The 12,434-nt window shown below is 27.0% G+C and carries 11 protein-coding genes and 1 tRNA gene; 2 read left to right on the top strand and 10 right to left on the bottom strand.

The genetic code is table 11. The annotated features are described in order from the left end of the window. Window positions 1-28: 28 nt before the first annotated feature. From BDU_RS02890 to BDU_RS02865, 6 genes are all read right to left on the bottom strand, one after another. Window positions 29-1,204: a methyl-accepting chemotaxis protein gene (locus tag BDU_RS02890; RefSeq protein ID WP_012538327.1), complete on the bottom strand. Its 1,176-nt coding sequence runs from the start codon at window positions 1,202-1,204 to the stop codon at window positions 29-31. A 108-nt stretch (window positions 1,205-1,312) separates the two neighbouring features. Continuing rightward, complete coding sequence (locus tag BDU_RS02885; RefSeq protein ID WP_041177725.1) at window positions 1,313-1,900, bottom strand: hypothetical protein; 588 nt, start codon at window positions 1,898-1,900, stop codon at window positions 1,313-1,315. 80 nt (window positions 1,901-1,980) lie between these two features. Beyond that, the gene (gene pyrG, locus BDU_RS02880; protein WP_143705838.1) at window positions 1,981-3,591 is read right to left on the bottom strand and encodes a glutamine hydrolyzing CTP synthase; all 1,611 of its coding nucleotides are present in this window, start codon (window positions 3,589-3,591) and stop codon (window positions 1,981-1,983) included. Between the two features lie 272 nt (window positions 3,592-3,863). Further along, window positions 3,864-4,745, bottom strand: coding sequence for a hypothetical protein (locus tag BDU_RS02875; protein ID WP_012538324.1), 882 nt, complete (start codon window positions 4,743-4,745; stop codon window positions 3,864-3,866). Next, window positions 4,738-5,559, bottom strand: a complete 822-nt coding sequence (locus tag BDU_RS02870; protein WP_012538323.1) for an ATP-binding cassette domain-containing protein — start codon at window positions 5,557-5,559, stop codon at window positions 4,738-4,740. The genes BDU_RS02875 and BDU_RS02870 overlap by 8 nt, the downstream gene beginning before the upstream one ends. A gap of 61 nt (window positions 5,560-5,620) precedes the next feature. Further along, entirely contained in the window at window positions 5,621-6,685 is a 1,065-nt protein-coding gene (locus BDU_RS02865) for a glycosyltransferase family 2 protein (protein WP_012538322.1), read from the bottom strand. Window positions 6,686-6,901: 216 nt separating this feature from the next. Between BDU_RS02865 and pyrH the strand changes: the two genes are divergently transcribed. After that, on the top strand, window positions 6,902-7,591 hold the full coding sequence (gene pyrH / locus BDU_RS02860) for a UMP kinase (RefSeq protein WP_012538321.1): 690 nt from the start codon (window positions 6,902-6,904) through the stop codon (window positions 7,589-7,591). Window positions 7,592-7,599: 8 nt separating this feature from the next. Further along, window positions 7,600-7,683: transfer RNA gene (locus BDU_RS02855), tRNA-Leu, on the top strand. Window positions 7,684-7,689: 6 nt separating this feature from the next. Here the strand turns inward: BDU_RS02855 and BDU_RS02850 are convergent. The 4 genes from BDU_RS02850 to BDU_RS02835 are packed head-to-tail and all read right to left on the bottom strand — an operon-like array spanning window position 7,690 to window position 12,402. Continuing rightward, window positions 7,690-9,033, bottom strand: coding sequence for a Sapep family Mn(2+)-dependent dipeptidase (locus tag BDU_RS02850; RefSeq protein ID WP_012538320.1), 1,344 nt, complete (start codon window positions 9,031-9,033; stop codon window positions 7,690-7,692). Window positions 9,034-9,067: 34 nt separating this feature from the next. Then, the gene (locus BDU_RS02845) at window positions 9,068-9,442 is read right to left on the bottom strand and encodes a response regulator (RefSeq protein WP_012538319.1); all 375 of its coding nucleotides are present in this window, start codon (window positions 9,440-9,442) and stop codon (window positions 9,068-9,070) included. 36 nt (window positions 9,443-9,478) lie between these two features. Then, window positions 9,479-11,251, bottom strand: a complete 1,773-nt coding sequence (locus BDU_RS02840) for a BB0569 family chemotaxis protein (RefSeq protein ID WP_025400817.1) — start codon at window positions 11,249-11,251, stop codon at window positions 9,479-9,481. After that, window positions 11,251-12,402, bottom strand: coding sequence for a chemotaxis protein CheB (locus BDU_RS02835; RefSeq protein ID WP_012538317.1), 1,152 nt, complete (start codon window positions 12,400-12,402; stop codon window positions 11,251-11,253). Before BDU_RS02835 ends, BDU_RS02840 begins: the two co-directional genes overlap by 1 nt. Window positions 12,403-12,434: the final 32 nt, after the last annotated feature.

The following is a 12,434-nucleotide window of genomic DNA, read 5'->3' as shown; positions in this document are numbered from 1 at the left end:
CTAGAATAACACAAACAACAACTTTAAATTAGCAAAAAACATTAATGCTCTGATTTTCACATTCAACTACCATGTTTTTAACAGATTCAAGTCTACTAATTATTTCATTCGATAAATTTTCAGCCCGCATGAAAAAATCCCTTGCATTCTTCAAATCAGCATTGTTAAAATTACCTTGTGAAAAAATTTTGATTATCTCAACAACAAGTTTATGAATATTTAAATAATCAGAATAAATATTCTCCCAAACTTCTCTAATTTCAAGCTCTTTTGGAGCAAAACCTTGATAAAATAACCCAAAACCATGTTTCATAGGATCACTTTGGATTGCCATACTTTTTTGATTATCAACAATTGCTTTTACAACACTTATCCAAGACATATGTTCTGAAATAATAAATTCCAATTCCTTTAAAAAATCATCATTAGAATATACAAAAGCTTTAGAAACAGATAAAGAATCACAATTTCTTGACAAATAAGAAACACTAGCTTCAATATTTTCAAGCTCATTAATTAAAGTTGAAAATTCACCTTGTTGACCAATACAATATTTAAATGATTCTTCAAGCGAAGTAAGCTCTTCTATCATATTTAAAAAAAGATTATCAATACCTAATTGCAATTCCTTAATATTCTCAGAAATCAAATCTGTAGACACCTGCTCAATTTCCTTAACGGAAATCATGTTCATAACGCCCTTTGCCTGATCTGATAGTCTTTTAATCTCATCAGCAACAACAGAAAATCCTTTTCCATACTCTTTTGCTCTTGCAGCTTCAAGTTTAGCATTAAGAGAAATCATATTAGTTGCACCTAAAAAACTATTAATAGTTTCTAAACTTTTTTGAACATCCATAATAATATCAGTAACTTTTTGCAATTTTTCTTTATTATTTTTTTCAATATCTTCAAAAATAGCATTTACTTTAATTCGACCATCATTTACCTTACTGATAAGTGATACGCAAACCTTCTCAACATTTACAAAACCAGAAAATAAATTTTTATATAAAAATTCAATATTAACTAATACATTACTAATAGAAGACTTAGTGTGATAAAAACCCCTCACAATTTCTTTTAAAGAACTTTCATTCTCACATGTACTAATATCATCAATATTGTCAACATCATTGAAAGAATTGTCTTTAACATCAGATGTAGAAGACTTTTTTTTACAAAAAAATGGAAATTTATACATGGAAAAATTTTACCATAAAAAAGAATTTTCTAACAATATAAAACAAATATAATCTAATAATTATTTATAATATCATAAATAAAGGATAAATATCTATAAATTATTATTTTACTTACTCCTAATGAAAGAATACTTACCTGTTATTTTATTATATTCAAATAATATATCCTCATAAGAAAAAAATTTCACAAAAACATTAATAAAATCTTCAAGTCTCTCTTTTACTAATGGCAAATAAAAATCGTTATCTAATTTAAAAATGTCATCTGCATCTAATATAATTAATTCTTCATTTTGTTTTAAGAGCATCCTTTTGGGTTGCCAAAAAAGAACATTAACCTTATCACCTTGAATCAAAAATCTACTAAGTTCATACTCAAGATCAACATGATCTGCTTTTGCCTCAATAATACCAATAATAACACATTTTTCATAATCCAATCTTTTAATAAGTACCGCATCTGCTAACACACCTTTTCCTAAAATATCAAGAAAAAATTGTTCCTCAATCTCATATTGATCGTAAAACGGAAGGTTTGCTATTTTCCTTAAAAGATTAAGCAATATATATTTTTTACTCATATATTGATTATTATGTCTCAAACAAGGTATTTTCATTCTATACTTAAGTTCATCAAAAAAATATTTAACCAATCTCTTCATAGAGATTGCTCTCTTAACATCACTTTCATTCATCTTATACCTCCTAACCAAATATCATAAAAAATCACCTACAAAACATGTTGAATTTATAAAATAAAATCAAATTTTCAAAATTAAAGACATGCTTTTACTAATCCTACAAAAAGTTTAGACGGACTTTCCAATCTAGTAATAAGCTCAGGATGAAACTGACAAGCCACAAAAAATTTATTTTTAGGTATCTCTATTATTTTTACTATTTGAAAATCTTCAGAAAACCCAGAAACAACAAGACCATACTTGCTGAACAAATCAAGATAATCATTATTAACTTCATATCTATGCCTAAATCTCTCAATAATCATATCATGTCCATAAAGTTTAAAAGCAAGAGTATCTTTTTTAAGTAAAACGGGATATCCTCCAAGTCGCATTGTAGCACCCTTATTCTCAAGTTCTTTTTGTTCAGATAACAAATGAATAACAGGATTTATAGAATTCAACACAGCATTATCTTCAGATAAAACTTCTTCAGTATCAGCATCAAATATCCCACAAACATTACGCGCAAACTCAATAACTGCAAGTTGCATTCCAAGACAAATACCAAGAAAAGGAATATTATTCTCACGAGCATATTTAATTGCACGAATCTTACCTTCATACCCTCGGCTTCCAAATCCCCCAGGCACAACTATGCCATCTACACCTTCCATCATTTTCTCATCAAAATTAATACCGTCAATGACAGTTGTCTTAACTAAGATATCCAAATTGGCAGAAACATGAGTTAAAGACTCAAATATTGATGCATAAGAATCACCAAGTTCAGTATATTTACCACAAATAGCAATATTTACAACCTTTTGAGGCGAGAGAAGATTTTTCTTTATTACATTTACTAACTTTTCAAGACCATCCACCTTAGGTGTAACATTAATTTTCAGTTTTGAACCTAAAATTTTATGCAATCCTTGTTTATAAAAAGATATAGGTATTTCATAAATAGTTGCAACATCAATATTATCAACAATGCAAGAGGCATCAACATTACAAAACATTGCTATCTTATCTCTTATTTGCCTTGTTAAGAGTTGAGAACTTCTTGCAATAATTAAATCAGGAAAAATTCCAGCTTTATTTAAGGTCTTAACACTCTGTTGAGTAGGTTTAGATTTTTGTTCATTTATTCCAGCAGGATTTGGAATATAAGTTAAATGAACAAAAGCAATATTATCAATTCCAATGTCATATCTTATCTGTCTCATTGTCTCAATAAACAAGATATTCTCCATATCTCCCACAGTACCACCAATTTCAATAACTAAAAGTTCACTATGCTCTTCTCTAGCAATATTTAAAATTGTCTCTTTAATTTCATTAGTAACATGAGGAATAAGCTGTACAGTTCTACCTAAATACTTTCCACGCCTCTCATTTTCAAGAATACTTTTATATATTTTTCCCATTGTAATATTCCAAGTAGATTTAGAATTTTGGTTTAAAAATCTCTCATAATGACCAAAATCCATATCAACTTCTCCACCATCATCAAGAACAAAAACTTCTCCATGTTCAACAGGATTAATAGTCCCAGGATCAGTATTTAAATAACCATCACATTTAATTGGTGTTATTTTCAAATTATCCTTAAACAATCTTGCAATACTTGCAGAAGTAACCCCTTTACCTATTCCAGAAATTACACCACCTGTTATTACTAAAATCTTTAGATTATCCATTATTAACACCCTCCAAATAAACTCAATACGCAATACAAAGGCCCACAAAGCCTTTAACTACATTTTAAAATGTCATAAATTCTTGAGACAATTCACTACTATAAAAAGACTTATACAAATTAAAAATAATATTTTACTCATCTCTATACAAAATAAATGTTTTATGTAATATTTATATACAGACAAAAGATTACCTTTAAGTTAAAACTTTAAACAAAAATATTAATTATAGAAATTAACATTTAATTAATTCAAAAATCAATCATGACCCATTGTTAAGCATGAAGTATATGCGCATAAATTACATAAAGAAGTAAAAATGTCACAAAGCAAAAGACAAATATAACGAAAAAAGACATCAAACCCACTAAAATATTAGAATTAATTTTTTTAGTACTTAAATTGCCCACATTTCTAAGCAGAAAATATGAATAAAAACAACTACATAATGCAAAAGACATACTAATATACTTAATGAAATAATACTCTCCCCACTTATCAAAATTATTTTTAAGTTCAAATAAGTAGTTATTAACAAAAAATACCATAAAATCAAATAAGACAACCAATGCTGCATAACATAAACTTATAATAATAACTGATTTAAAAAAAGAAAATCTCTTAAATACAATTCTAAATAACAATAACACAGAAAATCCAACAAAATAAATAAGATAAGTATTGCAAACAAACATAAAAAACACATTAAAAGACAGACTCTTTGCTTGATTGCCCCAAAAAAGCTTTTTATCTAATAACACAGTTATATTTACACCCATATAACAACAAATGACTACAAACAAAGGAAATAGAAATAAAAATTTAGACAAAACAAACAAATATTTCTCTAAAGTAGAAACAGGTAAAGACAAATAAAACACATTTTTAAGTGGATCATGAATCGACTTAAAATAACTAAACATATTATATATTGAAACGAAATACATCATACAAAATAAAATCAAAAAAAATACTGTATTGGATAACGAATCATCAACAACCAAAAGTTCAACCAAATTTAAATCCAAATAACTTTTGAATAAAACATGAATTAAAGGAAAAATCAAAAAAATTGACATAACAAAGTAAAAATAAAATTTCTTATGATAAACAAAATCTATATTAAATAATAAAAAAAATCTCTTTAAACTAAACATTCGAAAAATCCTTTAAACCATCATTAACAACATATAAAAAGAAAAATTCAATATCAAAATTATTATTATCAAAAGTATCACTTTCATAATAAAGTGATTTAAATCCATCTTTTACTTTTTCATAATAAAGTTCTTCTCCATCTAATTTATCTACAATCTTAACTTTATAATTATTTTTAATATGAGACACTGAATCTGAAAAGAGAACATTATTATTACCAATAATGATCAAATGCTCTACAATATCTGATAAATCTCTAACATTATGTCCTGTAATAAAAACCATCGTATTTCTTAAATTACTCAAAATATCTCTAAAAACATTTTTTGACGCAATATCAAGCCCATTTGTAGGCTCATCAAATATCAAAACAGGAACGCCTGTAGCAATAGAGAAAGCAATAATACTTTTTTTCTTCTGTCCGTATGACGCAGATGATAACTTAAGATTAATATCTAATTCAAATCTTAATAAATATTCCTTAAAATCTTCTTCCTTAAAATTTGGATAAAATTTACACAAAGATTTATAATAATCATTTAAAGAAATATCAGGCAAAGAAAACTCTTCCGGAACAAAAAATAAATTTACTAGATTTAAAGGATTTCTTGGAAAAGTCTTTAAAGAATTAAATAATATCTCTCCTTCAGATGGATTTAAAAGTCCACTAATAAGCCTAAGCAAAGTGGTTTTTCCTACTCCATTTTTACCAAGAACCAAATAATTTTGAGGCTTTTCAACAGATAAATTTACATTAAAATAAACATTAGTTTTATAATACGAAAATGCAATATCTAGCAATTCTATTTTCAACCAAAATTCTCCTTCAGCCCCATTATAAAATAGTATAAAAATAAATACAAGAATTAAAATACTAATTTTTCAAGAAAGCCTTATACATAAATATGGAAAAATTAACATACAATACAGAACTCAGATTCCAAATTTTTAACATCATTTTTGGCAAAGTTTGTAACTCACTAAATCTGGAATTTTTAAGACTTCCATAATAATTTTGAAATTCCTTTGAATTTTTAACTTCATTAAGAACAAAAATGAGTTTTGCTTTATGAGCTTTATATACAAGTTTATCCTTAATATGCCAATTTATAACATAAACTTGCTTAAAAGAAATATAATAATAAAGTTGCAAATAAAATTTTTTATAATATTCAAAATATTTTTCAAACAACCCTTCTTCTTTTAAAAGATTTTCTACAACTTTAAGAGACATATTTACCTTACTAATAACACTAATTGATGAACTCGCACTTCCCATCCTTTGAAAATTAGTATAAAAATAATTATTTACAAAAGAAACTTTCTTTGCTTTTAAAAAAGCATGTAGCATAAAAACTATATCCTCTAGTATTACATCATTAAATTTAACATTATTACTTACAATCAAATCTCTTCTAATCAATTTATCCCACACTGTACCTACAACAAAATTTTTTTTATAAAAACTAGAAAAAACAGTCAATAATAAATTCTTAAAAGCCTCTTCACCGGTTATTGGATAATTAGGAAAAGGAAGAACTGATTTTCTTTTAATCTTTCTTGCAAGAAAATAAATATAAAACTGAGAACAAACAATATCTGAATTATCAGCTTTTGCCCTATTATATAGTACCTCAAGCATAGTATTCTCAACAAAATCATCACTATCCCAATAGACTATATATTCTCCCTCAGATTTATCAAAACCATTATTCCTAGCAACGGATATTCCCATATTTTTCTGATTAATAATTTTGATAAAATCATATTTCTCCGCAAATTTTTGAGCTACCTTTAAGCTTTGATCATAAGAACCATCATTTACCAATATAATTTCTTTATCTCGCAATGTCTGATTAACAGCGTTCTTCAACATCGTTTCAAGGGTACTCTCAGCATTAAAAAAACAAATAATCACAGAAACCTTGTACTTATACATAAAATCCTCCTAACTAAATACCTACCTAAGCAAAACCTGTAAACAATTCAATATAATAAATATTCTTAACTATAAGATATAAGGAAACATTGCACAATATAGTATAGTTAATAAGGTAATATGATTTTAAATCATATTTTCCAACAACCTGAATATAAATATACTATATAATACAAATTTAAATAAAAAAATAACCGACTCAAATAAGGAGTTTAGATGATAAAGATAATTAGTCTTGGGGGAGGGATAATCAATCCTAATCACATTAATACAACATACATTAAAAATTTAAAAAATCTTATTTTTCAATGGATAAAAAAAGAACACAATAGAAAAGTTATTTTAATTACAGGAGGCGGAAAAACAGCAAGAGAATATCAAGATGCTTATAAGCAAATTAATCCTAAATTTAAAAATCATGAACTCGATGAAATTGGAATAATGGCAACTAAACTAAATGCAACTCTTATAAGCAAAGCAATGCAACCATTTTGCATTAACGATATTGTAAGCAATCCAACTGAAGATTTTCAATTTAAAGGACAAATATTAGTTGCATCAGGATGGAAATCAGGATTTTCAACAGATTATATTACCGTAAAATTTGCCGAAAAGTTCAATTCAAACGAAATAATTAATTTAACCAATATTGATCAAATATATGATAAAGATCCAAAAAAATATAATGATGCAAAAGGATTTAAAAACATCACTTGGAATAAATTACAAAATATCGTAGGAAAAGATTGGGAACCTGGTTCACATTTACCATTTGATCCAATAGCAACAGAACTAGCATTAAAACTTGGAATTAAAGCTTATATACTTAATGGCACTGATCTTACAAATTTACAAAAAGTTTTTGATAAAAATGATGATTTTTTAGGAACTATTGTAGTAAAATAAAATCTATTGCCGGTATGGCGGAATTGGTAGACGCGTCAGACTCAAAATCTGATGAGAGCAATCTCGTGTCGGTTCGACTCCGACTACCGGTACTATTTTTAAGTATTAAGTTTTTCAACAGCATTCTTATAAATCAAAATAAGATCCATAAGTTCATTTTCATTAATATACTCATTAACCTGATGGGCTGTATTATCTGAACCTTTAAATAATGGTCCAAAAGCAACACAATTTTTCAAAGCTCTTGAATAAGTTGCACCACCAATAGAAATAGGATTAACATCACTCTCACCTGTAAAATTCTGATAAACTTCCATTAAAGATGAAATAAATTTTAAATTAGAATCAACATAAAGAGGATCAAGAAAAGAAACTTCACTATAATTTAGAGAATATAAATCTAAAGTTTTCTTTATTAAACTTACCAAATCTTCCCTTTTATAACTTATAGGATACCTCATATCAAAAGACAAAATTTGATTAGATGTTTTAGACAATTTAATTTTTGTTAAACAAAGAGTAAGTTTTCCAGATTGCAAATCTTCCAAAACCTTCCCAAACAATTTCTCTCCATTGATAGTAAAACCAATCCTGTCTTCAAAAAAAGCAATAAAATTACTTCTTATTCCTAAAGATTTAATAATATCTAATGCATAAGGAGCAACATTAACACCAAGTTCAGGTAAAGAGGCATGAGCAGAAATGCCATGAATTAAAACATTGTTTTCAAAAAACTTATATCTAATTTTACCATCAAAATTATCAAGTAAGATTCTAAAATCATCTTTATTAGCATCACCAAGCTCAAAAGAACATTCATCAGGAATAACATTATACCCTATGCCAAGCTCAAGATTCATAAAAAATTTTTCATCACTAATAACATCAAATTGCAATAACCCCTTCTCAGCATTAACAATAGGAAAATCACCATCAGGAGTAAAAGAAAAATCAGGAATCTCTTCTTTAATCTTATACTGCTCAATACAACGCCATTCAGTCTCTTCATCTGTGCCAAAAATCACTCTAAATCTCTTCTTAAAACAAATTTTCTCTAATAGCAACATTTTAAAAGCATAAAGAACAGCCATTAAAGGTCCCTTATCATCTAAAATACCCCTAGCATAAACTCTTCCATCTCGAAAACCAAGTTCAAAAGGATTTGAATGCCATTTGGATATGCTGCCAACATCAACAATATCAATATGAGTTAAAATACCCATAAGTTCATCGCCCTGACCCATTTCAGCAAAACCATAATATCCATCTGGATCTTTATAAACTTTAAAACCAATATCTCGAGCAATTTCTAATACTTTATCTAGACATAAATCAATTTGTTCTCCAAAAGGCTTACTTTTTAATGCAGGAGCATTAACACTATTAAATTTAATTAATTCTCCTAAATGAAAATAAAACTGTTTATCTAGCTTAAAACTCATAAGACTAAACCTTACGATAATCTAAAAATAAAAATTAAAATATTTTTGATATTGTTTGCATAAGAGTATCGGGATTGAAAGGTTTAACAAGCCAACCAGTAGCGCCAGCTTTACGACCTTCATCAACTTTCGATTGTTCAGATTCAGTAGTTAAAACAAGTATTGGAACAAAACTTCCAAGCCCTCTTATCTCCTTTATCACTCCTATTCCATCTAAATTAGGCATATTGATATCTGTAATTACTAGATCAAAATCTTTATCACTCTGTCCCACAGCTTCCTTAAATTTAGATACACCCTCAAGACCATCTTGAGCCTCAGCAACCGCAAAACCATTCTGCTCCAAAATATAAGCAACACTTTGCCTAATAGCTCTATTGTCATCTATAACCAAAATCCTTTTTTGCATGAAACGCTCCTAAACCCATATAAAAGTATACAAAAGTTAGAATAAAATTACACTACCCTCATCAAATGAATGAACATCCTTTTCATCTTCAATAAGCGATAATAAATACTTCTTATGAACAAACAAAGTAAATCTATTAGCAATTCTGCGAATAAACTCTTTATCCTCCACTTCAATACACTTAAGATCGTGTTTTAATAACTCTGAATCAAGATTACTATTAATATCATTTTCTATGTCAATTAAAATCTTTTCAATATTTATAAGATCCTCTCGTAAAGCTTTTATACTATGAATATCTAATTTTACCTCTTCAAATATTTCCAAAAAATTAACGGGAAACATTTCATAAGATAATACATGATCAATAGCTAGCCTTTTTATTTCAAAAATATTACTCTTTATCTCTATAAACAATTTCTTAAACTTATTAAAATAATTTTTTTCAATATAAAAGCGATTGTCACAATCTTTTACAACTTTTTCAAAAAAAAATATTATTTGAGATAAAAATTCCCGTCCTTTAGTAATATTTAAATCAATATTATTAATAATTTTGGACATTTCAGAAATATTGCCTTCCATATCTTCAAGTTCAATTCTCTTTACAACCTCTATTTTAGATGCTATATTGATATTTTGAAATCTAGAAGAAATAGCTGAAATATTTGAAAACATTAATTCTAAAGATTTAACAAGTTTAATTTGTTCATAATAAAGATTTAAAAAATTAGAATTATTTTTCTCAACATCATCTATTCTCCTAAGTAAATTTAATAAGATAATAGAACAAGATTCAACAGACTTTGAAATATCAACATATGAAGAATTATCTGATTTTAAATCATTAATAACTTGAATAGAAGAAATAGATGTATCAATAAACTCTTCAAAAGCCATACAATTCTCATCTAATTTAGAAATAACATCCCTAATTATCATTTTAGACGAATCTGTAAAAACAGATAAAACTTTTAATTTTTGAATTTCACTTATATCCCTAAATTTAAAAACATCAATGCTAGAATACATAACATTTAAATGATGTAAAGACTGAGTAAGTCTATCTTGAAATTGTAGATAAGATACAGCATTTACAAATTTAAATTTAAATTCATTAAGTATTTTTAATACATTATCATAAAATGCAATAACTTCTCCAATACTTCCTGCAAATTCATCGATATTTTTTATCAAATCCTCTTTAAATTCTTCAAGAATTTTATTCTCAGCCGTATTATTTTCAAGTACCTGTTCTTTAGCCCGATCAAGTCCAACCTTAATATCTCTACCCTTACTAGTTAGCTGATCTGCTTGTTTAATCATAGATTGAGTTAAAGTTTTAATCTCATTTGTAATATAAGAAAAAGCACCTCCAGCTCTCCCAGCTCTCATGGCAACAGTTAGTGTATTAATCGACATTATCTCCATATCGATAGAACTTTTTTTCATTTTTTCAATTACATCTTCAAGAATTTCTATATCCTTAACCTTATCCCGTATTATACTAAATTGAGATTCAAGAATCTCAGTTGAAGAATTAAAATAAGATACAAAATCATTAAGTACTCTTATTACTTTAGATATAAAGTTATTTAAAGAATAGTCATTATCAACATCAAGATTAGAAATAAACCCAATATTAAAAGACAAATCTTTAATATCTTTAGAAAGCTTTTCTATTAACCTAGGAATCGATTTACTTAAGCTTGCATAAACTTGCCTTGAACGATTATCAAAAGTCTCAAGTTCTGTTAATACATTACCAATGTACGAATCAATATCCAAAAATTTATCATTATTTTCCATTAAGATCTCCTTAAAATACACTCAGATATTTTATTTAAAGGAAGGACCTTATCCACAGCACCTATCTTGATTGCCTCCATAGGCATACCAAATACTACAGAAGTCAATTGATCTTGTGCAATGTTATATGCACCATTATTTTTCATTTCAAGCATACAACTAGCACCATCATCCCCCATTCCCGTAAGCATAACTCCAATGGCATTCTCTCCTGCATACATAGCAGCAGAACGAAATAATACATTAACAGAAGGTTTATGTCTGCTAACTGGAGGACCATCAATTAGATGAGTAAAATAATTTCCATTAGCATATTTCACAATTAAATGATAATGACCATTTGCAATTATTACAAGACCAGGTCTTAAAATATCTCCATCTTCAGCTTCTTTTATATCAACTTCAAATTCATTATTTAAACTTTTTGCAAAAGATGTTGTAAAACCCCCAGGCATATGTTGAACAATTACAATTGGAGGAGAATCTTTTTTGAATAATTTTAAAAAAACTCTTAAAGCCTCAGTACCACCAGTTGAAGCCCCAACAAAAATAACTTTTCCTGTCTTATTTTTATTAATTACACCTTGATACTTCAGAATAACATCTGGACCATTTTTAGGAGAAACATTAATAACATCTGCAACTTTATAACTTTTAGTTATGTTAGTAATATCTCTTTCAGACTCTTTACTTTCAATCTTTTCAAAAAAATCAGGAGATTTTATTCTCTTACTTTCAAAAGAAGCTACAAACTTATGATCCACTAATTTCTTAATCTCTGATTTAATTAAATCTAAATAATCACTTCTAAATAAATTAACTGTAAGTTTAAAATTAAGTTTATTGATTATTAATTTAATCTTATCTTTTTTAGAATCAAGAAAACCAAATTTTGGATAAACTTCATTCTCTGCTATAAAAACAACAGGAAGTGAAATATTATTAAGAACATTATTAAGTGAATTTCCAAAATGTGACTTAGCCGTATTTTCATCAATAATAACTACATCAGGAAATTTTTGCAAAAAAACATTAATAAGATTTAAAGAATTAGAACCCGGATTTAATATCTCAACATCTACATCCTTAGAAAAGGCTCTAACAAAAACCTGTCTTATAAGACCTTGAATATCAATTACCAATATTTTCATTATTATTATTTAATATAAACCTACCTTTACAA

The sequence above is a fragment of the Borrelia duttonii Ly genome (assembly GCF_000019685.1).
In the GTDB taxonomy this organism is placed as follows: domain Bacteria; phylum Spirochaetota; class Spirochaetia; order Borreliales; family Borreliaceae; genus Borrelia; species Borrelia duttonii.
This window is presented reverse-complemented; position numbering and strand designations above follow the sequence as displayed.